We start from the raw sequence: 20983 nt of genomic DNA on the forward strand, positions 1-20983 counted from the left end.
TTTAGCACAGTTGGGGACTGACCCTTTTAATTATTTAAAACATCCCATTATCGTTAGGAGAACTCTCTGGTATGGGTTGACCTAAGTCCCATAATTCAACAATATGACCATCATGAAAACGGAAGATATGAACAACAGCTGCTCCAAGGTCTTCAGGATTCTGTTTCACATGGGAGTGAACTACAACCATATCTCCCTCTTCAATAGCATGTTTGATTTCAAATATCTTGTTGGGGTTCTCAGTTGCATCCTCTGCCATTGCTAGTTTGAGCGAATCTGCATCGCCCCGGAAAAAGGCATTATGATGGCTGAATTCCGGACTGATGTATCTCTGGTATGCTTCGTCTATACTCCCCGATGCTACAAGCTTTAGAAATGATACCGCCTGCTCTTTAAAAGAACTCTGCTTTTCCTTATTAATAACAATCATCCTTTCGTTTTGGGAGCTCAACTAACATAACCCATATTGTTCGAGATAACCGTTTATTATGGCTCTTCCACTAATCCTTCATGACCAATGAACCTGTGTCCGATAACAAAAACCGTTAATTTTTCAATATTTTTGCATATGCATTAACAATGATATCAATATCATCCAAATCATAAATATAATAATTCACTAAATATCCGTACGTGAGTGAAATAAGCTGCCATAACGCTTTCTTCTCATCGATATGTGCATCAATAAATCCTTGTTTCTTCAAAGCTTGCAGGAATAGTATTAGATCGTCTTCAAAGTTCTCATGAAGCTGCTTCATACGCTTTTTCACATCTGGTATGTCCTTGGCATTTTGATAAAAGTCAATAACCAGTAGAAGCCACCCGGTAAGTGGTTTCTCGTAAACGTTTTGCCACAACGAAAAAATAGACTCCTTTAACAACGATTCTAAGGATGTCTCTTGGGCATGATAGTGATAAGGGATTCCAGCCCAACTGCCTCGCCTTTTGTCATGATCTTCCAATACATGAAGGAAAAACTCTTCTTTACTATTAAAATGAAAATAAAAGGCACCTCGCGTATAACCAGCCGCTCCAACAATATCACTAAGATTCGTCTTGGCAAAACCTTTATCCATCATCGGCTTAATACCGAATTTGATTAGATTCTCATATGTTTCTTCCCGACGAATTTGAAATTTAGTTTTTGTATTACTCATGCTTGATAGCCCCTTTCACTGACTCCCCCACTAAATAACATTAGCCTTATTATACAATACTTAATATGGAAACGACACCGATTGTCGTTTATCTTCTAGTGGTAAATATGAAAAAAAATCATTCATAGATGGTAAAAGAATGTCTCCAAACACTGCAGCCAAATGGGGATCCATAGATAGTTGACAAAAAATTTGTAATCGACTAAAATTAAATACATACATAATTGTATTTAATTTAACAGCCGAGGAAATAGATGTTCCATTAGATTCGAAGACGGGACATTCCAACAGCAAGAAATGATAATAATGACTTAAATAGCATCCACTTGGACATATCCCTCATATAGCCTATGGGACCATAGGGCGATATGGAAAGATATAATAAAGACATGATACTAAATTCCGATGCAGTAAAGGCAAACCTTTTGAAAGGAAGGGACGCAAAGCTAGTGGTCTAAGGGTTACCTAAGATAGCACAGCTGCCTCATCTTGGTTGAGAGGGGAGGAATAATGGTAATTATGACTCACTACAAAAAAGGGGCTGAACAACAACTGGATCGTGATTGGGTAATACTTATCAAACAAGCGAAAGAATTAGGTATTACCGAGGGAGAAATCAGAAATTTTTTGCAGCATCAACGTACAAATATATTAGTTCCTAACCCGCATCTAAAAACGGTTCACCGTGGATAAATAATATCCACGGCCTCTTTATGTTTACAGACATTCACGTGATTACAACTGTTTCATTTCCATATAGATTTCCATACAATAATTTTCTAAGAAGAAGCAAGGGGACATTGCTGCTTCCACGCCTCAAAAAGAAAGCATGAGAGCCGTCCCCGAGCTTCTTCTACATGAAATGATCATGCACCAACCCAGATGACATTACATCCTTACGTCCAAGGCCATTTTCAAATATTCAATAAACAGGCTGGACTGCTGTTCCAGCTGTACATCATTTTCCGCCAGGATTGCGTCATCGAGTGCGAGACCATCTATGAAAGTAATGATTGACCGCGAAAGCAGTTCACTGTCAAAACGATCACTAAATTCTCCAGAGTCCTGCCCAGCTCTTATAACATCCGCATAAACACGAACCCCTAAGTTATACCGCTTCCTGCCATATTCTCGTCTTCGCTCATCATTTCTTCCAGTGATGAAGAATTCCAGTTTACTTGGCGCGAGTGGATCCATTTCGGCGTCAGGTTTGCCGTCTTCCCCAAACAGCAGTTCCATGAGAAGTTTCCAATGCGATTCAGTCATGCTCAACAATTTCTCTGTATTCTCGGCTTCATTACTAAGTCCCTCTTCTATGATAGCCTCGAATAAGTCTTCCTTATTGGAAAAATACTGATAGAGTCCGCCCCGGCTGACACCAGCAGCATCCATGACGTGCTTCATCGTAGTGTGTTCATAACCATGTTCGATAAAAACATCCCTTGCAGCGCCCATAATATTAGCCCGTCGTTGCTGGAGATGCTCCTCGCTCACTCGTGGAGCCATGTGAATCCCCCCGTTCTACTTTCTTTCTTGTAAAATACCCGATCAACGACACAAGAACCAGCAAGCCTGCCGTAATTGTGAAAGTTGGAATAACCCCAATAACGGTTGACAGCCATCCACCGAGCAACGGTCCAATAATCGTTGCCGTTGTCATAACACTGTTGATAACCCCAAAGACTCGCCCCGTCATCTGAACAGGGGTATCGACTTGAACAGTTGCCTGGAATGGCACAAAAATCAGACTGGCTGAAAACCCTCCGGCAAATCCGAGGACTGGTGCCCAGATTACTGAATAGCTAAGATCGTAATTAGTTAGTACCCCCATCATACCAAAGCTCAATCCAATTCCACAAACACCCACCAGCATAAGCGGGTATGCCTGATAATTGGTTTTTTTAGCAAGCAGGTAGCCGGCAAAGAACATACCAAGACCAGATCCTGTAACCAGATAACCGAACAAATCAGGCGAAGCATTCGTTAACTCCCTAATCAAAACAATTAACTGCGTGTCGGCCAATTGAAGAATTAAAAGACTGACCCCCATAATCAGTAAGCCGATTACCATAAAGCGGCTTGATTTGATAAAAGAAAGTCCCTCGACGAACTCCTTTTTGAATGATCCTTGTTCCTTTTCATCTTCCTCTACACTCTCTACTTTGACTGCATTAGGTATAAAAAATAACAATAAAGCTGAGACAAAGAACGTTGCTGAGTCGATTATAAAAACCTGCTGAGCACCAAATGCCGTAACGAGAACCCCACTAAGGAGTGGCCCAATAATTTTTGTCGATGAATCAATCATAGACGTGATGGACATAGCAGCCTTCATATCACCTTCCCCAACAACCTCCTTCAACTTGCCATTCTTAGCTGGAATGAACACAGCCGAAAGCATTCCAACTGCAAAAAGCGTGGCATACACCATCCAGAGTGAACTTGCGATGGTGAGGATAAGAATCAACCCAGCCCGGGTGACATCAGAGATAATCATAATTGTTTTGCGACTGAAGCGATCGGCAACAATTCCCGCTACAGGCCCAAGTAAAGCCATTGGAACAGCCAAACATAGAATAACCAACGAAACCTCCATAGGTGACGCATTCCACTTCAGCCCAACAAGCGTAAATATCGCCACTATACTCAGCCAGTCCCCAATACTTGAAATTGCCTGCGCACTCATTAACGTCATGTACCCCTTATTCTTCACTAAACTTTTCATCCCGATCTCCCTCTTCCTTAAAACGACAATATTGTCGTTATTGGTTAATACTTATTATATCGACACGAGTGTCATTTTGCAACTGTTTTATTGCCTATTTTGAGAAAAGTTTTGAAAAGCTGCTTAAACACGTAAAAAGCCTCCTGCTTTGTTAGGCAGAAGGCATGGTAATTTTATTGACGTTTATGAAGATAGTGTGATTCCATTTACTTATTTTACGGCTCATCGTGGTTATTTGAGAGGCAAAAAAAGGGTGTCAAACCTTATTTGACACCCTCAATTATTAATTGCTTCAGTTAGTTCTCGGACAGTGCCTACGCGTTTCTCAAAGAAATTATCCCAGATATCTAAACATGTATCTAGCATGACTTTATTATTAATTCTCAATGTATCGTTGTACAATCTAATTAGAAGTTTTGGCAATTCAGTAGATACCAATCGTAATCTATTACTAAAATCTCTTGTTTCGTCCGCCCAGTTTTCACTTATTTCAGAACTTAAACTTAATAATATATCACTAAACTCCATTAAATCATCCTCATATTCTAAGAGAATGTAAATCAAATTCGAGCTATCATTAAAATATGGAGATTTTATATATTTTTTCATGAAGTCCTCTAAGTGTTTGAACTTATTGAAGTCTAATCTGAAGACATTATCCATTTCTTCTTTTAAATCTACTTCATAGTTTTCTAAGAAGCCATCAAGTATCTTTATACTTTTATTAGAAAAGCCTTCATTACCAATTAATTCCCCCGCTGCTTTTATTACACCTTTTCTCTGATTTAGAGATCCATTAATACACTTTTTTACTTGTTCTTCAAATATATCATGAATGATATAATATGCAGTGACCATCCTACTACCAAAAATAACAACCTCTTCATGTTCGCAACAAATCATTCTTTCCAGTATTAATCCTAATTTGTCATAATGTTCTTTTATTGTGTAATTCATAAAGATTATACTGTACCTTTCCTCCACCACTCTCAAATCTTCTATACAATTTTTCACATACCAATTTACTGCTTTATGTTTATCAATATTTATAATAGGGATGAGAGTCCCTACTAAACTAATTCTTACTGATGGATGTGGGTCTTTCAAAATATTTTGGATAGTATCTTCAAACGAATTTAATGATTTTGGGTCCCTCCATAAAAGTTTACCAATTGCATCTACAGCCACACCTCTCACACAATTAATACTATTATCAAATAGTTCCGTAGAAGATAAAGTTGCCATCGAACCATCCCAATCGTTTCTATATAAATTCATTGTTTCTTTTTCTGGATCAGGATGATTTGTACTTAAATATTTTAAAACATTTATAATATTTTCAGGCCAATTAATATCATCTCTAGCTCTAACTAATCTACAAAATGCAAGAGAAACTTCTCTACTATTTACATTAAGATGTTTGTCTAAAACATTAATTATAGTTTCTTTAGAAGCAGGGTGCCATTCATGTACTTCCATATCTGAATCATACTCTTTAAGAGCGAGAGTCCTTATAATAGCAGCTATATATGATGGTGAAACATCTGATGATAAATGCATTGCAAGGTTCCCAAATCGTTCTGGATTTGTCTTAGCTACTCTTTCTAAACTAGATGAAAATTGAAAAATTGAACTTTCTACTAAGGCACCTGACTTATCTTTAGTCCATAATTTTGTTCTATCTTCCTTAACCTTTGAATTATGTAATATATTTAACCATGAATTATCACTTATTTTTAATAGATTACTATCTAGTTTGGAGTTTATCACTCCTCCACCATAGCTTTTAACATTCGCAATCTCATGATCGGATTTTTCATTATACCTTCGTTTGAGGACTTTAATTAAATTATTTACTTTATCACTTGTTCTTTTATTATCCAATTTCGATAACAATAGATATTGCGTTTCTCCCCAATAAAAATTTAAAAAGTATCCTTCTTTCCTATTTCTCAAACACCATCCAGCTAGTTCTAACTCATCTGGTTCATGATAACAATATATTAATTTTTCCAACTCCCCAAATAAATCATTACTGCAATATGGTGAAAGAGATTGAATAATTTCTCTTGCTATCTTTCTTTTTGGCATATTGAACCGATTTTCACCAAGTTGTATAATTCTATCTCCATTATTTAAAAATAGACTTATACCATAATCCGCATAGTTGGGGGGGAAATGACTAATTGATTCGAATACAAATTCTTTAATAGCCTCTGAATAGTTCTCCAGTGCACAATTTGCTCTTTTAATAAATTCTGATGGATCGTTTTTTGCCATAACACTGCCGGCTTTTCTGATTAACCTAATTGTACCTTCAATGATGGAGAACTCCCCATAGTTATGTTTCCATTTATATTCATCCATTTCTCTTTCATTTTGTTGATTATATTTCTCTATTTGTGATAGTAGTCTATCCCAAACTTGAATAGGGTATTTTTCTGCAATTAGCAGTAATTCTTTCATATCACTTTTGTACCAATTTTCAATTCTATTTTTCCCATTTCCCTCATTTAGATAAGATAAATCTTCAATGGCCTCTAAAATAGCTTCAATATATAAAATTGCTCTCAAGGGGTATTTTTTCGCCAATGAATTCCAGTTGCTATAATGATGGTACTTTTTATTTTTTGCTAGTTTTATACGAAGATCAAATATTTCTTCTGAATCTTTTTCGGTATCCCAACCTATTACGCCTAGTAATCTATCTTGTAAATCTGAATTACCCTCTGCCAATTGATTAAGTAATTCTATTAACTCATTAGGAAAAGAGGTTTTTATGCTACTTAAAAGGTTTATGGATATATTAGCTTCCGTATCATTAGTAGACATAATCCATTCCCGAAGATAGCCTTTTTTAGCTAATAATTTTATACCTATTGAATTTCCTATAATCACAGTCTCTAGTACATGAGATCTCCAATAATCATTTTTAATTAATTCTATAATTAATTCTTCAGTCTCCATGTCATATTCTAAGGATTGACCAATTACCTCAAGAACTAAATGCTTCAAATGAAATCTAATAGAGTTAGAATATAAAATATCTCTGGCTAATTGAGCAAAGTTATAGAATTTTTCTTGTATTAACATTATCATCGCTTGTCGTAATTGTTCACGTCGAAGCAATGTTTGATTACTCTTACCTCCTAACCATTCCAAGATACTTTTTCCTAATTCTATTGATTCGACTACTCTTTCAGCTATCAAGTAATCTAAGTAACTCTGGTGACTAAAACTCAAAGTTCCATTTAGCTCTCTTACAATAGAGTGTGATTTTAAAGCATTAAGTGCTATCTGCGAATTTCTATTTACAATCCTTATCGGGGCAGATATCACTCCGTTCTTCTCCATATATGTAGTTAATTTATCAACAGTATCGTTTAAATCAGTAACGGACAAACCTTCTTTTTCTATTTTCAGCCTCTTCTTAGACCAAAAAGCTCTTAATAAATCTATGGATGAACCAAAATAAAAGTCACCATCTTTGTTAATTTCTAACCACATAAATAAATTTTGTGGAATTGATAACAATGATTTTTGTTTGTGATCAAATTTTGGATATGTTTCACCTAATACTTCTTTTAAAGTATTGTCTGACAAGGGGCTAACCTGTATATTTTCCCAAGTATATTCTTGATTATCTAATTTGTTTTCAAACCAATTTTTAAGTTCAGGGTCATATTTTAAATCAAAACTTCTACATGACACTATTAATTTAATTTGTCTTCCTTGTCGTTTTAAAAATAAAACTTGATTAATTAGCTCTTTACATACATCTAGAGAATTAGCGGAGTGAGCACCTGTCCATCTAATTGCGTCTAGTTGATCTATTATGATGACAACTGGTTCATTATCTGAAACACTTGCTATCGAAAAAACCGGGGAATCTGAGAATCCTATTTCATTTCCATAATGAAATGCATTTACTTTTGGAATTTGCCGGTCTACTCTTAATGGAACATATAATATACCCTCTTTATCGAAATACCTAGTAAGTTCATAAAGTACGCCACTCTTACCTACACCCGAATCTCCAGTGACAATTATTAGACCGTCGTGGTTCAAAATTTGTACACAATCATTTGTTTCGGGACGATTAATAAGTTCATCATTAATTAAATTAGGTTGTATTGATTCCTTAAATTCTTCTTGTAATCTAAAAACCACTGGCATAATAGTATTTAATCCCCATCGTTTTAAGAATATTCCTTGCTTTTCTAAATAGGTTAATAAATCATTAGAATTAATAGAGCTTCCAAGTTTATCATTTTCTAAAGGATAATTAGATAAATGTGCATAAACTGTTTCTGCTTTACCAGTAAACAAGAAACTTGCTTCTCTTAAAAGATCTTGTTTTGTTACCTCATTGTCAGGAAATAGGATAATTTTAATACGTCTTAAATAATCATACGCACTATTAATATCTTTCTTATTTTTATCATCTAATTCCATTGCATCACAAAAGTCTTTAAAAGCTGTTTGAACACCCTCACCTCTAGTTAATATTTGGTAATCATAGAAATCCTTGGAACTACCACTTGAATTTCGTGCTGAATCGCATATATCCCCTAATAAAGTGTTAGGAACTGCTGAAACAACATTGAAAATGTAATTTGGGTTTTTATCTAGTTGATATTTAACCTTTTTCAATATTTTCTTATTTTTATAGTCCGATACAGTCCATTTCTCTTTATCAGCATTTCTAGCTTTGCATTGATGCCCTTCTTTTATTCCATCACTATGCCTAATCCAAAATTCTACTCCAACTTCATCTTCCCCAGCCGGCTCTATTGTTATCGAAACTATTTCCTCATTAATCAGTCTGAAAAACTGTTTAATAACCCATCTCCCCTCATACTTATTACCTAACTTATCTGCTCTTCCACCAGGTTCAAAAGACACAAATATTCCTCCTTTTATAAGAGATGCAAGGACTACTTACTAAAAAGGCGTTCCTATATTTAAACGAACTTCCTTCTGCTGCTTTTCTTGTTGGTTTCATAACTGAGTAGTTCACTTTCCTGTTCTACAAAAGTCAGGTCTGGTGATACTTCTATAATACTTTCTGCATATTGATCGATCTCTGATTTTGCCTTCTTTTGACTCCTTTTTCCCCTTAACCCTAAATCCCGAGGCGTTTTTTATACTTTTCTAGATCTATTTTTTCAGTAATACTTAAACTCTCTAATATCTTGTCCATTTTTAAGTACTCACGATCACCTTTAATGATGCTTGTATATGCCGTTAAATCTACAATTAATTCTTTAGCTGTTTCCCCTTTTATATCAGCTAATAAATCACAGAAATCATTAAAATCTATTTGATTGATTTCGTCAATTAAGTTCTCCTCATCATTAGTTAGACTTATCCTTTTCGTTGTATTACTCTGTACTTGAATTACCTCAGTTAGACCTTTTTTATCATTATTATCAAAGATACCAACATGATATATTAGCGGAATTGTAAGTACTGCATAGTATCGTTCAATTTCTAAAAGATTTTCAACAACCGGTATAGTAGCTCCCCGTATTTTAAACTTTTTTATGGCTATTTTCCCTAAATTTGATGTGAATTTCTTATTAACAAAAGTAGCAATTGGTATATTTATTCCAGGAACTATTAATTTTAACAAAGCTCTTTCTGTTATTTTACCCGCCAGTTTAGTCCCACCCACTTTAGCTACCATTTTTTTAATGCTCTGTCGAACTCCAGCCCTTAATGCTTTTCTACCTAAATATTCCGCACTTCTCGGCCCCGTTTTTAATATGGTATTGGAAACATCTTCCCAAATATTAACCCCTAGAGCAAACCAAAACAATGTTATTATGTCTTCTGGATCATCTCTGTTGAGTTTTGCATCTAATAAAACCGATACTTCATACACTAGCTTCAATTGTAAATATGTAATATATGATATTTCTCCAATTAATGATGCACCTACTACTGTAAGAGACCACCCTCCTGTAATCATTGTTGATAATTCACCTGCTGAAACAACTCCTGCTGCACACCCTCCTGCAATTGCTGTATAATTTGAAGTTGCTTTAACTAGTTGCTTCGCTTTTTGTTCATTACTTAATCCTATATATTTTTTATTGAAGAACTTTGCATCTAAATTTTGAGGAGAATCATTCAATGCCATTTGTAACACTTTGGTAAACCACGTTCCTTCTTGAATATGCTGGACTGGGTTATCTTTAAAAAGGTTCCTAAATTCTTCTATTTGTTTTTTTACTTCTGCAACTTCTTTTTTTTCCATTTCCAACTCTCCTCAAAATTAGTTGTTTTTAGTTATATCACTTCATGCTTTTCTTTATTGCTTCTTCATCAGTAATAAAATAATATGTAGAACCGTTGATTGCATAAGGTTTTTCAAACCATATGCCATTTTGGATTTTCAAATAAAACGGGTTAGATTTATTTCTTAAAAAACCTTGCTGTCTCTTAGATACTTGGACACTCTTTAAGTAATTCTTCTCCATTATAAATATTTCACTGGTATATCTTTTTTTCTGTAGATTTGGCCTTTTTTTCTCCATTTAAATTACCTATGTTTATCTTGATTATTAACCTTGTGTTTACACCTTTATTTACCTATCCGCACTTTGAATGACTTTTAATTGCTTACAATATTTTAAATTTTAATGGATGTTATTTAATTATAAATACACATAAGTTTGTTGCAGCTGCGCCTTAATGTAACTCTTTGAATTAGATACCGAGATCCTGCACACCTTCTATATCTTGCTTCTATGTAATGTTAATAATATATTTTCAGATATAGGTAAGTTACTATTTACCTTTGAAATTTACTTACTTAACCAGATTAACCATCTATATTTTTTAGATGTTTTTTTATTTCATCTATGACACGATTACAAAAAACACCTTCATCTTTCCCGTGTTGCATTATACAATTTTCATCCATACATATATCTAAAGCTTTTTGTGTATTATTATCATAATGATCATTAGCTCCAATTAGATGAGCTATTTCATGCCAGATGTTTTTTTCTAGTGTGCAACTTATAACCGCAATAAAATCTGTAGCATCTCCCCATTGATTTTCTGTTGGTAATTCTTCACCAATAATTGCAAAAACTTCATTATTAGTATTATTTAACATCAAGCTTAAATCCAAATTATGTATTAAATACTCACTTACAATTAATCTATCAATAATCTTTATTACTTCTTCATAATATAATTTATCGTTGTAGTTAATAGAAAACTCATGTATATTTTGTTGGTTTAGATATTCAGTAAAATTATTCATATATTTTTTAATAGTTTCATTTGAAGTAACGTTGGAGTAGTTTAGTACATGAATGTTTGTAAACATTTCTTAACCTCTCCTAAACTTTTTAAAGCTCTTATGTGCCTAAAATTCTATTTATTAATTATCTATTTCTGTCCCGTTAACTGTTGTCCATAATACAGATACATCTAATAATTCTGAGTTATAATTCCCCCACTTTATCCATTTACTCTGAAAATTATCTGGTTTAATCCGATTATATAAATAACTTCCTTCATCTATGAAGATGGCATGTGCTGTTTTTGCTTTTGTGGAATCAGTAAACTCTTTTATTCTAGTAATATCATTTAAAATTCCCTTTCGACCTGTAACAGGAAATTTCCCATTGGTATACTCTCTTCTCCTGTGAGAGGGTTCATACTTGAACTCAACCGCTAATTCAACTTCGTTTAAATCATTAAGTAAAACTAGATCTGTAGATAAACTCCTTCGTTGCCCCTTTATCATTGGGTAATCATTGTACACTTTTAAAGAGAGGTTTTCTTTCCTGATAATATCATCTAACTCCTTTTGAAGCGTCCATACAATATCACGTTCCATAATAAATCGAAATAGAGGATAATTTTTTCTAAGCAATTTCATACTATCTATAAAAACTTTATTCGCATTGATCACTAAATCCCCCCCTATACTTTTGTCCCTTATAACCTATCATTAAAATTTTCAAGATAAATTGTAGATGAAATTCGCCCGTTTCAATTTCTGTATAATGAGGCTGATCCTCAGCATATGTACTTCTAAAATTGTACTAATAATACGATAAATAAAATATTAATTCTTAGTATAGATCCCTCTATCCATCTCCCAACTTCCACTTCTCTTTACAGCCCACCATATTGCTTTTGATACAGCAGTGCTATAGTATTCTTTTATCACTTCATTGTAAAAGGTAGATTTGTTAAATAGTTCTACCAACTCCTTATTACTAAAAACCTTCCCACTTGGTACCGATTTTTCAAAAGCTAAAATGAAGTTCAATGTTTCCTCATTTAAGTTATACTTAGTAGCTCTTTGCATACTATTCCCTCCTGTAACTACTAGCCTTGTATTTCTAAATATATAGGTAAATGGTCAATTTTTTTATCTTCATAAGTTCCTACATCGACTGTGAATAAACCTATAAAAAAGTTTTTTTAATCCAAAAGCAAGATTTATATGAAAGTGCTTTTATTTAATCCACAAATAAAACTATAATTAGAGTAAAGTTTTACTCATTAAATACCTTCTATGTCTGGTATGTCTAAGCCACATTAAATTCAAACCAGAATTACCAATCTGTAGACATTTGTTGATATAAGTTACTCCTTCATTCCCAATACCAAATGAGTCCTTGGTTATCTTGATAAGGAGATAAAAATTCCCATAAAGCTTTAATTTTTTCCCTTTTATTACTATCCAATTCATACTGTGCTTGTAAATAATGAAATACATTTCGAATCTGTGGAGAAGATATAATTTTCTTGTGATCATATAAAAATAATGCTAACTCAGGGATAGTTTCTCTATTCATAAGACTATTAACAGCATCAACAAATCTCTTTTCAGGAGTAGAAAATTCGTTAAATGCTCTTTCTATTCCAATTACCCGACAAGCTTTTAATAAATTTCTATATAATTTAGATGCTATATTGGTATTTAAATACTCCTCTCTATTTATTTTCTTTGTGATAATATTTATCGACCTTTTTTCAAAGAGAAAAGGTACTGAAAGTAGGTATTCCTTTCTCTTTGAAAAATTCTCAAATCCAAAAGCTAATTTTATAAAGCTGTGTTCTATTTCATAAACTGAAGTAAAAAAATCTAATGCATGAATTCCTTTCGATTGATATTCAGTTAGTAAATCTAAGTGATCAATAGCATTTTGCTTCTCATCTGGATTTTGTTCATGTGCAACTAAACTGCTTAATATATCTAATATTCTATTATCTTTATATACATCATTTTTAATTTCATTATATCGAGTTTCTTTATCATTTATTGAGCAAAAGGAAATTAACTGGCACTCTAATTCATATTCATCCACAATTATTACCACCCTTCACCATCGATTAATTTCTCACTAAGGGATGAGCAGCTTTTAAAACCTAAAAGTTTTATCTGATTTAACTGACGTTCTATTCAACCTCACTATCCAGCATCCAAACCCTCTTAATAGGAATTTCCTTTTTAATGTCATCGCTAAGCTTTTCATAGTTCTCAAAAATCTGTTGAATAATCGTTTTCGAATCCCAAAGGCGAACCTTAAAGAATTGCTTAGGAATTTCTTTCGTTACAGATGATTTAAAACCACTCCATGAAACTAACAGGCCAAAGTCTGCACTATAATTGCTCATTGTACCTATTAATTGATCTAATATAGGTCTATCAAGAGGCGAATCTGCCGTCTTTATTTGAACACAAATTTTTGGATCTCCAAAACCTAATGTGTTGGAAGCCGCTAATATATCAACGCCCTGATCCGCACCTTCTGGACTTCTATATGTTGTAAATCCTTTAGCTTTCAGGACCTCTTCAACCAAATTTTCCATCTTATGACCCTTAAAACGTTGGATAATTCTCTCTGATATTTGGTCATAAATATATTCTTCTAAATCAATCGAAACAGTTTCTTCATTTTCCTCAACTAGTTCACTCACATTTTTATTTTTTGGTACATGCTACTAAATCTCCTTGCTCCATTGCATGTGCAATTGGCCAAATTTGAGAAGCCCAGTTGATTGCTGTTTTTTCTTTATCTAAATCATAATGTTTAACCAAGCTCTTATATAGAGTTTCCTTTGATTCAATTCCTCTTAGGTCTATGTTAAGTTCATCCCATGTTAAATAGATCCTTTCATCTTCTAAAAACTTGTTTTCAAATTCCCCTTGTTTACCCGCACGAAATAACCAAACTGTCATAGAAATCTCCAATCCTTTCTAAATTTTTATAGAGATGATAAAAATATGAAACGGTCAAACTAGTAAAGGGACCGTTTCTGCCAATTATTTATTATTAGTAGTCCCTTTGCTAGTTTTCTTACCCAAATAGATCGCCTTACTTTGTACAATTAATTCCTACAACCATTTTTATCACAGGTTATTTTAGAATTAGAACTCACCCAGTGGTTAGTATTTTCGCTAGTGTTGAATCCGCAACCAGTTGTTCCACCTTTAGCCCCACTATGCACAATTCCAGTTGGTGTATGTTTAACCGCCATCCGTATCACCTCCTTTAACTTTTAAATTCATATTTGAGATTATCTGTTCCTGTAAACAATCACATTAATGGAACAGTTACACACTTTTTTTATTCTTTTCTTGAACAAGACCCACTCTCCATAATAAAAAAAGTCAGTCATCCTATTAAAGTTCTTTCACTTTACCTTTTCTAGAAATGACTGACATTCGTTGTAATAGTCTGTATTCACCTTTTGTTCCTTTTCACTTTACCAAAGATATAATTAAAACCATTATAACATCTATAATAAATTGGTAGAGAAATAGATAGATTAGTTTTATATAGCCTCATAGAACGTAAAATTAAAAGAACTATTTTTCCCTCCAAATTTATATAAACAATACCGAACCTATCGAATACCAAAGAATATCTTGAATAACAATTTTACATGACTTAAAATAAAAGAAGCCGTTAGCCCCAACTAACGGCTAAAGTTAAATACCTTTTTTAAACAATCCTATTTATCCTTAGGGTTGTTTTTTATTAACAATACTATTTGTGTAACACCTAAACTAGCTGCAATGATAATGATCAAGCCCAACAGCTGAATATTAATCTCTAGTAATTGCAAAAGACTCACTGCATCCCCCTCCACTTCGCACTGATAATATATTTCAGTTTATTTTTCCTAGTTAAATCATACCATCGTTTTTTTAAACTTGTGAAGCAAGTCTCAAATTATATAACCAATGGAAGCATGACCTTGTCTAATCAAGAATAATATGCTAATAGCATATTATTCATATTTTGTGAAGGAAACTATTAATTAAATTTATGAAGCGAATAAGATGAGTGGGGTCTATTCATAAAAGACAAGTTAGCAATTGCTTAAGTAAACACTTTTAGTCAAATAATATTTTAAATTAACCTCAAAATACCACATATATGTTGTGTACCTTTCACCCTTCTACAAGGATAATATTTCTTGAGAAGGGTGATCGTTGTGGACAAGGAACAACTTTTAATAGATTTCGGCCAAAAAGTTCAGCAATATAGAATCAAAAAGAAGTATACGCAGCTGGAATTAGCTGAAAAAGCAAACATCAGCAATAATCATATGGGACGTATTGAAAGAGGTGAAACTAATACTGTCATAACCAATCTATTCATTTTAGCTGAAATTTTAGATATTCCGGATAGTCTCCTTGCTGAGATGAAAAAGAAAGTCAGGGATTTAAATGAAGAGCAATGATAACAATGATAACCATTGATTTCTCTAATCCCTCCTTTAATTAGTATCTCAACTTTCTTCTATCACAACAACCTCTACCAAACCTTACCAATCACACCTTCATCACCCCACAAAGGAGCAAGCCCATGGACAACAAAATAACATTTGAAGAAATCTTCGAGCAAAACGAGCGGCGGATTCATTTCCAAATCAGAAAAATGAACATCCGCGATCCGCACAATGAATACTTTCAGGAAGGTTTAGTAGCATTATGGAATGCATACGAAACCTATCAACCGGACAAAGGCCCCATGGCAACCTATTTCAATTATACAATTCGAAACAGACTGATTGACCGATTACGGAAAGAAAATCGATATGAAGAAAATAAGAAAAAAGCAATCCACGAAGAACTGACAATACGCTTCGACGGCAACCATCACTCCAACCAATCCAAAGCGACTATCCCACTGGTCCAGATGGACAACTTCCCGATTGATAATCCCGACTTTTGGAAACAATTGAAATCCCAACTGACCGAGAATCAATGGAAATGTGTGTATTATCATATCATTGAGGACATGCCCTACAAAGAAATTGCTATCATGGAAAATACAACTGTTGATGCAGTGAAAAGCTGGGGACAACAAGTAAAGCAAAAATTGCAAAACCCCCAATTTCATCAAAAAATCCATTTGGAAATACCCACAAAAAAACAATAATATTAGAACTTCACAAGGAGCGAACCTACATGAACTATATAAAAGAATTGAATGCGTTTTATCAGCAAATTATTTTTAACCCACTTTCCGGATCGGCTGTTTCACTTTGGAATACATTAATGCATTTTAATAATCTATGCGGATGGCAGAAGACTTTTTCAGTCGCTGCCTCCGTAATTGAATTAAAATCAGGAATCAAAGGAACTTCGTTTAAACGCGCACGTTACGAACTGCAGGAAAAAGGCTATATCCACGTAACATCACGTAGTGGGAATCAGGCTGCAGTTTATCAAATGATTTCGCAAATGAACATAGCGGCCCAACATGATAAACAGATTTGTACAGAGCAGACCCATCTACCAACAGCACCCAAACAAAACAACCAGCAAATCACCGCAGTTGCAACACAATCTGCGCAAACTTCATCGATAACTACTTCTATAACAGACCACTCCGGAACCATACTTACAGAAGTCCCAATAGATGTCCAACCAACGGAAAATAACACGGTCCACAATCCGGCAGACAAATCGGTACATAAAATGAACCACAATGCGGACCCATTAATTAAACAAAATATAAAACAAACTAAAAAAATACATCAATCAACTACAACTACATCAGATGCCATCCAGTTTTACCAGGAAAACTTCGGAGTCGCCAGTTCGTATGTTTCCACTGATATTTGCCATTGGATCAATGACTTAAGCGAACCACTCGTTCTGGAAGCCATGAAACGGGCATTGGAACAAAACAAAACAACGTGGAGTTATGTCAAAGGTGTTCTCAAAGCATGGGCAAGGAAAGGGATAACAACCATTGAACAGGCAGAAGCTGATGAAGCAGCATTCCGTAACAGGCAAAACCAGCAAAAAAATCAATCTGCCCAGGCTAGTGGCGAAGTGGTGCCGGATTGGTTTAAAGAGCGAAAACGGAAGCAGGCTGAAGAGAAAAGGCCGCTTACACCTGAGATAAGTTCAGAGGAACAGGCGGAGGTGGAACGGTTATTGCTGAATTATAGGAATAGGGATGTTGGTAGGAAAGGTGTTCTGGCTTGCCATTTATGATATAGTTCAGCGTACCAGTTTATAGGGTAAAATAATAAAACGGATAGAGGTATTAATGCCTCTACCTGTTTTTTTCAATATTGGAATTCAACATATTCTTATTCCAGAAGGCATACTAATAAAATAAAGTATCATTATGAGTTTATTTGGCAATACTGTTTTAAAATACTCATTATTATTAAGGATGATTTAAAATGGATTTAAAAATAGGAAATCAAATTCTCATTACAGGATTACTTCCATTCCATCCCGGTTACAGAGATGTAGCTTATAAAGAAGGAATAATTATTTCTATTAATTGTTTTAATTCTTATCCTATCACCGTGTTTACAAATGGTAAAATTATTTACTTACCCTTTGATTGTGTTAAGATAATCTAATTAACTATTACGCAAGTAGCTCAATACGCTCCTTTATATATTTTATTTCAGATTCATCAACATAATTTGTAATCATACTACTTACATGTCCATGTTGGAAATTTCCTTTTACCTTCCACAAACATTTATGGTTAACACCAGTTAGACAGAAATTACATTTATTAATCTCATTACTATCACATGCTTTTTTTAATTCTTTAATCTTATAATTTAAGTACTTACTAAAAACATGTAATATCCATTTTCCTCGTGCAATCTTTTTTAAATCACCGTATGTTATATCTTTTGAATTAGCGAATTCATCTAAATCATTTTTTTTTGCATATATTTTTTTTAATAATATCGTTTTATATCCCTCAGAGTAAATCTTTCCCGCTTCTTCACCATAACTTACTTCACCTGAATACCCTACTTCACACGCATTTCTAAGTGCTTCTAATGAAATATAGTACAAATCAATAAAGTCCTTTTTATATAGTTCATCCTCAATATAACCAATAGTTTTTACATCTACATGTCGTTTACTTACATAAGTTAGATTTTGAATTAACTCTATTAAGTTATTTTGTGTTATGAAGTGACTTTCAAATGAATAGAATTCAAGTATTAGTAATCCCAAATAATTAGGTATTTCATTTCTATAAAACCTTGCATCCCTATCTATAATACCCAATATGTATTTTTTAACTTCATCACTTTTTCCAAACTTTGGTTGTAAATCTTGTATACATTTAATTACTCCATCAGAGCCTTCATTATAGCCTTCGATATTTTCAACTGCATCTACAACTGCATCTTTTTCCATATCAATTATTAATCTCTCATAGAATTGGATATCATCGTGTCCTTCTACAATAATAACCGGTGTTTCCGCCATTATAGCTTCAGTAATCCATTCTTCTAAATCGTGTTTCATACTCTTTGCACCTCAAATCAACCTTACAAGGTAGTTTGTATTCTTTTTAGCTATAGAAGGACTATGTGAAGCAACAATGATTTGTGAATTAGGAGCAAGTCTATGTAACAAAGGTAATATTTCTCTTTGCCATTTAATATTCAGGGATAGTTCTGGTTCATCAATCATTAAAAATTGTTTATTAACACCCTCAATAAGAAACATTGTTAAAAAAGTAAGAAGATGCCTTTCGCCACTAGATAACTCATTTAAACTATGCCTTCCAGATTCCAACTGAATATAAACCTCATCGTTTGTTATAACTATTTTTTTATTATTAGATAAATGACTATTAAAAATATCTTCTAACATACTTATTGATTCTAGAATATATTCCTCCTCTTTTAACTCGTGTATCATTCTATACAGTAAATTTGACAAGAGTTTACTTTTAGAACAATATTCTAATATTTCTTTTAAATTATTATCTTGTAAAATCTTTAATAATTCATTTCTAAGACCATTATCTGCAGCATTTGCTAATGCCTCTAACAATTTGTCCTTGTTATTTGTTAATTGATTTATAAAATCTTCTTCATTTATTGAGTAATCATAATTTTCACTATTAATCTCCGGATTTATAGCAAATGATAATGTATCAAAAAGAGCCTTTTGAACTCTTTCAGATGATATCCTTTTAGCAATAGTATATCTCCGGAAAATAATATGCTGAATTGTTTCAATATTAATATTATCAACTAATAAATGCTTTTTTTCGAATTTCGCCATCTCCCTATCATACATATAACTTTTCTTATTTTGAATATCTTGGTTTCTTAAATATCTATTTAAATCCTTCGAAAATTCTCTTGCCATTGAACTATCCTTAAACACACCTCTGAAACGTTGACTTCTTGCAATAAACCTATACACATCATGGTCATTAATACTTAATTTCTTAGGTACTCCTCTATTTACACCAAAAAGAATAGAGGATGTATCCAAAAGAGAGGAACTATCAAACTCTGACCAATTATAATATGATTTTTCCTCTTCAATTTCATTACTTTCAAGAAATTCATGTTCAAGTGAAATATTTACAGTTTTACTAATATTATCTTCTGTAAAATATAGATTTATTTCGTTCACCTTTTCTCTTAATAACGACTCTTCATCTTTAGATAAAATACTATGTAGAATCTTCAGAAGTGTTGTTTTTCCGCTGCCATTTCCTCCATAAACGACAGATATCATTTCATTTGAAAATTCTAACTCTAATTTTCTAGATAGATCCTTAAATCCATTAATAACAATTTTTTTGAATTTAATCACTTTAATCTCTCCTCTTATTCACTTTTATAGCAACTCACACTCTATATAGTTCGATTTAGGCACAGGCATCTTCTACTGGCAATAGTACCATCACATCATTCGGAATATTTCATCCCTTTTAACATTTCGAATTAATAGACTTTTGAAACTTGACCATAAACTTCATAAAGTTCTTATTCTGTTGCTAACAATACCGTCCAAAGTATATTTTTAGTTGTGAAATTTCACATATATCTCATTTGATTTAGCTTTCAATGGTATAATATAAACTATTTCGGCCAAGTGATCATCATAGTTTCCTGTTTCAAATGAATTAAAAATGGTATTGAATAGAATTTTTATCTTTAGGTGCAGCACCCTAAGATTCTTAAGTTTACTCTAACCCATTGTAACTATTTCAATATCTTCAAACTTACTTTTAATATAGTAATATACACTTCTGTAAACCTATCTATTGAATACTCCATGATTCCCCTCCCTCAATATTTAATAGAGCTCATCTTTTGGTGCCTGACCCCCACTAAGTTAAAGCGTTAATAAGCACTACTGTAGTAAGTCACCATAACCAAGGAACACCGCCTTGCCTATTAATGATTCATCATTTTTTGATCTTCTCTATTATTTGATAGAACTCATCATTGCTCATATTTACATAAATGTTCTTCAAATATGTCTTTTTAAAGTGTGTTACCTTTCTATATGAAAGTTTACATGCTTTTACAATCTCCCACCTATACTTTCTTCTAATTATCTTATCCTTTGGTTCTCTAAAACTCATCTTTATAAATAGTTGTTGATATTCTGAAAAGATAGCAAAACTATAAGCAATTGGAATAAAAAGAAAAGATAACGCTATAGGGATGGAAAATTTAATTAGTAGATCCAAACTATTAAAGATAACCACTAGCGTTGCATTAAATTTTTAAGAAGAAGTCAAGAAAAATATTTTATGTGAAATTTGTGAATGATGGGAATATTCACTTTAAAAACCACAAA

21 protein-coding genes and 1 riboswitch are annotated in these 20983 nt (G+C 33.2%); of the genes, 5 read left to right on the forward strand and 16 right to left on the reverse strand.

Annotated elements, in window-relative coordinates; all coding sequences use genetic code 11:
• Positions 1-34 precede the first annotated feature (34 nt).
• On the reverse strand, positions 35-430 hold the full coding sequence (locus tag J2Z82_RS11045) for a nuclear transport factor 2 family protein (protein WP_209480872.1): 396 nt from the start codon (positions 428-430) through the stop codon (positions 35-37).
• A 115-nt stretch (positions 431-545) separates the two neighbouring features.
• Positions 546-1157 carry a TetR/AcrR family transcriptional regulator gene (locus J2Z82_RS11050; RefSeq protein ID WP_209480845.1) on the reverse strand — a complete coding sequence of 204 codons (612 nt, stop codon included), beginning with the start codon at positions 1155-1157 and terminating at the stop codon, positions 546-548.
• 405 nt (positions 1158-1562) lie between these two features.
• Positions 1563-1644, forward strand: a riboswitch (cyclic di-GMP riboswitch).
• Positions 1645-1667: 23 nt separating this feature from the next.
• Between J2Z82_RS11050 and J2Z82_RS11055 the strand changes: the two genes are divergently transcribed.
• On the forward strand, positions 1668-1850 hold the full coding sequence (locus tag J2Z82_RS11055; protein ID WP_245251477.1) for an anti-repressor SinI family protein: 183 nt from the start codon (positions 1668-1670) through the stop codon (positions 1848-1850).
• Between the two features lie 195 nt (positions 1851-2045).
• Here J2Z82_RS11055 and J2Z82_RS11060 read toward each other — a convergent pair whose 3' ends face one another.
• The 12 genes from J2Z82_RS11060 to J2Z82_RS19625 form a co-directional block, all read right to left on the reverse strand.
• Positions 2046-2612 carry a TetR/AcrR family transcriptional regulator gene (locus J2Z82_RS11060; RefSeq protein WP_245251478.1) on the reverse strand — a complete coding sequence of 189 codons (567 nt, stop codon included), beginning with the start codon at positions 2610-2612 and terminating at the stop codon, positions 2046-2048.
• A 4-nt stretch (positions 2613-2616) separates the two neighbouring features.
• Complete coding sequence (locus J2Z82_RS11065; RefSeq protein ID WP_209480847.1) at positions 2617-3882, reverse strand: MFS transporter; 1266 nt, start codon at positions 3880-3882, stop codon at positions 2617-2619.
• A gap of 276 nt (positions 3883-4158) precedes the next feature.
• A complete protein-coding gene (locus J2Z82_RS11070; protein ID WP_209480848.1) occupies positions 4159-8787 on the reverse strand; it encodes an NACHT domain-containing protein in 4629 nt (1542 codons plus the stop codon).
• Positions 8788-9007: 220 nt separating this feature from the next.
• On the reverse strand, positions 9008-10144 hold the full coding sequence (locus J2Z82_RS11075; RefSeq protein WP_209480849.1) for a hypothetical protein: 1137 nt from the start codon (positions 10142-10144) through the stop codon (positions 9008-9010).
• Between the two features lie 567 nt (positions 10145-10711).
• The gene (locus J2Z82_RS11080; RefSeq protein WP_209480850.1) at positions 10712-11227 is read right to left on the reverse strand and encodes a hypothetical protein; all 516 of its coding nucleotides are present in this window, start codon (positions 11225-11227) and stop codon (positions 10712-10714) included.
• Positions 11228-11281: 54 nt separating this feature from the next.
• Positions 11282-11818 carry a hypothetical protein gene (locus J2Z82_RS11085; protein ID WP_209480851.1) on the reverse strand — a complete coding sequence of 179 codons (537 nt, stop codon included), beginning with the start codon at positions 11816-11818 and terminating at the stop codon, positions 11282-11284.
• 156 nt (positions 11819-11974) lie between these two features.
• The gene (locus tag J2Z82_RS11090; RefSeq protein ID WP_209480852.1) at positions 11975-12220 is read right to left on the reverse strand and encodes a hypothetical protein; all 246 of its coding nucleotides are present in this window, start codon (positions 12218-12220) and stop codon (positions 11975-11977) included.
• Positions 12221-12509: 289 nt separating this feature from the next.
• Positions 12510-13226: a hypothetical protein gene (locus J2Z82_RS11095; RefSeq protein WP_209480853.1), complete on the reverse strand. Its 717-nt coding sequence runs from the start codon at positions 13224-13226 to the stop codon at positions 12510-12512.
• A 91-nt stretch (positions 13227-13317) separates the two neighbouring features.
• A complete protein-coding gene (locus J2Z82_RS19400) occupies positions 13318-13839 on the reverse strand; it encodes a restriction endonuclease (RefSeq protein WP_342453626.1) in 522 nt (173 codons plus the stop codon).
• 4 nt (positions 13840-13843) lie between these two features.
• On the reverse strand, positions 13844-14101 hold the full coding sequence (locus tag J2Z82_RS19405; RefSeq protein WP_245251480.1) for a hypothetical protein: 258 nt from the start codon (positions 14099-14101) through the stop codon (positions 13844-13846).
• A gap of 149 nt (positions 14102-14250) precedes the next feature.
• Positions 14251-14400, reverse strand: coding sequence for a hypothetical protein (locus tag J2Z82_RS11105; RefSeq protein ID WP_209480854.1), 150 nt, complete (start codon positions 14398-14400; stop codon positions 14251-14253).
• Positions 14401-14877: 477 nt separating this feature from the next.
• A complete protein-coding gene (locus J2Z82_RS19625; protein ID WP_280922998.1) occupies positions 14878-15000 on the reverse strand; it encodes a hypothetical protein in 123 nt (40 codons plus the stop codon).
• A 363-nt stretch (positions 15001-15363) separates the two neighbouring features.
• Here J2Z82_RS19625 and J2Z82_RS11110 point away from each other — a divergent pair, with 363 nt between their 5' ends.
• From J2Z82_RS11110 to J2Z82_RS11125, 4 genes are all read left to right on the forward strand, one after another.
• Positions 15364-15612, forward strand: a complete 249-nt coding sequence (locus J2Z82_RS11110) for a helix-turn-helix domain-containing protein (protein ID WP_209480855.1) — start codon at positions 15364-15366, stop codon at positions 15610-15612.
• A 125-nt stretch (positions 15613-15737) separates the two neighbouring features.
• Positions 15738-16313, forward strand: a complete 576-nt coding sequence (locus J2Z82_RS11115; RefSeq protein WP_209480856.1) for a sigma-70 family RNA polymerase sigma factor — start codon at positions 15738-15740, stop codon at positions 16311-16313.
• 29 nt (positions 16314-16342) lie between these two features.
• A complete protein-coding gene (locus J2Z82_RS11120; RefSeq protein WP_209480857.1) occupies positions 16343-17380 on the forward strand; it encodes a DnaD domain-containing protein in 1038 nt (345 codons plus the stop codon).
• Positions 17381-17574: 194 nt separating this feature from the next.
• The gene (locus tag J2Z82_RS11125) at positions 17575-17760 is read left to right on the forward strand and encodes a hypothetical protein (RefSeq protein WP_209480858.1); all 186 of its coding nucleotides are present in this window, start codon (positions 17575-17577) and stop codon (positions 17758-17760) included.
• 7 nt (positions 17761-17767) lie between these two features.
• On the opposite strand, the gene J2Z82_RS11130 is transcribed toward J2Z82_RS11125, so the two are convergent.
• Together J2Z82_RS11130 and J2Z82_RS11135 are read right to left on the reverse strand one after the other, a co-directional pair.
• A complete protein-coding gene (locus tag J2Z82_RS11130; protein ID WP_209480859.1) occupies positions 17768-18676 on the reverse strand; it encodes a DUF4435 domain-containing protein in 909 nt (302 codons plus the stop codon).
• A gap of 12 nt (positions 18677-18688) precedes the next feature.
• Positions 18689-19987 (reverse strand): AAA family ATPase, encoded by a 1299-nt coding sequence (locus tag J2Z82_RS11135; protein WP_209480860.1) that lies wholly within the window; start codon positions 19985-19987, stop codon positions 18689-18691.
• Positions 19988-20983 lie beyond the last annotated feature (996 nt).

This window comes from Virgibacillus litoralis, from assembly GCF_017873675.1.
In the GTDB taxonomy this organism is placed as follows: Bacteria; Bacillota; Bacilli; order Bacillales; family Amphibacillaceae; genus Lentibacillus; species Lentibacillus litoralis.

Coding starts and splice junctions, on each gene's coding strand:
- J2Z82_RS11045 (WP_209480872.1), bottom strand. CDS start 430: ATGATTGTTATTAATAAGGAAAAGCAGAGTTCTTTTAAAGAGCAGGCG.
- J2Z82_RS11050 (WP_209480845.1), bottom strand. CDS start 1,157: ATGAGTAATACAAAAACTAAATTTCAAATTCGTCGGGAAGAAACATAT.
- J2Z82_RS11055 (WP_245251477.1), top strand. CDS start 1,668: ATGGTAATTATGACTCACTACAAAAAAGGGGCTGAACAACAACTGGAT.
- J2Z82_RS11060 (WP_245251478.1), bottom strand. CDS start 2,612: ATGGGCGCTGCAAGGGATGTTTTTATCGAACATGGTTATGAACACACT.
- J2Z82_RS11065 (WP_209480847.1), bottom strand. CDS start 3,882: ATGAAAAGTTTAGTGAAGAATAAGGGGTACATGACGTTAATGAGTGCG.
- J2Z82_RS11075 (WP_209480849.1), bottom strand. CDS start 10,144: ATGGAAAAAAAAGAAGTTGCAGAAGTAAAAAAACAAATAGAAGAATTT.
- J2Z82_RS11080 (WP_209480850.1), bottom strand. CDS start 11,227: ATGTTTACAAACATTCATGTACTAAACTACTCCAACGTTACTTCAAAT.
- J2Z82_RS11090 (WP_209480852.1), bottom strand. CDS start 12,220: ATGCAAAGAGCTACTAAGTATAACTTAAATGAGGAAACATTGAACTTC.
- J2Z82_RS19405 (WP_245251480.1), bottom strand. CDS start 14,101: ATGACAGTTTGGTTATTTCGTGCGGGTAAACAAGGGGAATTTGAAAAC.
- J2Z82_RS11105 (WP_209480854.1), bottom strand. CDS start 14,400: ATGGCGGTTAAACATACACCAACTGGAATTGTGCATAGTGGGGCTAAA.
- J2Z82_RS11115 (WP_209480856.1), top strand. CDS start 15,738: ATGGACAACAAAATAACATTTGAAGAAATCTTCGAGCAAAACGAGCGG.
- J2Z82_RS11120 (WP_209480857.1), top strand. CDS start 16,343: ATGAACTATATAAAAGAATTGAATGCGTTTTATCAGCAAATTATTTTT.
- J2Z82_RS11125 (WP_209480858.1), top strand. CDS start 17,575: ATGGATTTAAAAATAGGAAATCAAATTCTCATTACAGGATTACTTCCA.
- J2Z82_RS11130 (WP_209480859.1), bottom strand. CDS start 18,676: ATGAAACACGATTTAGAAGAATGGATTACTGAAGCTATAATGGCGGAA.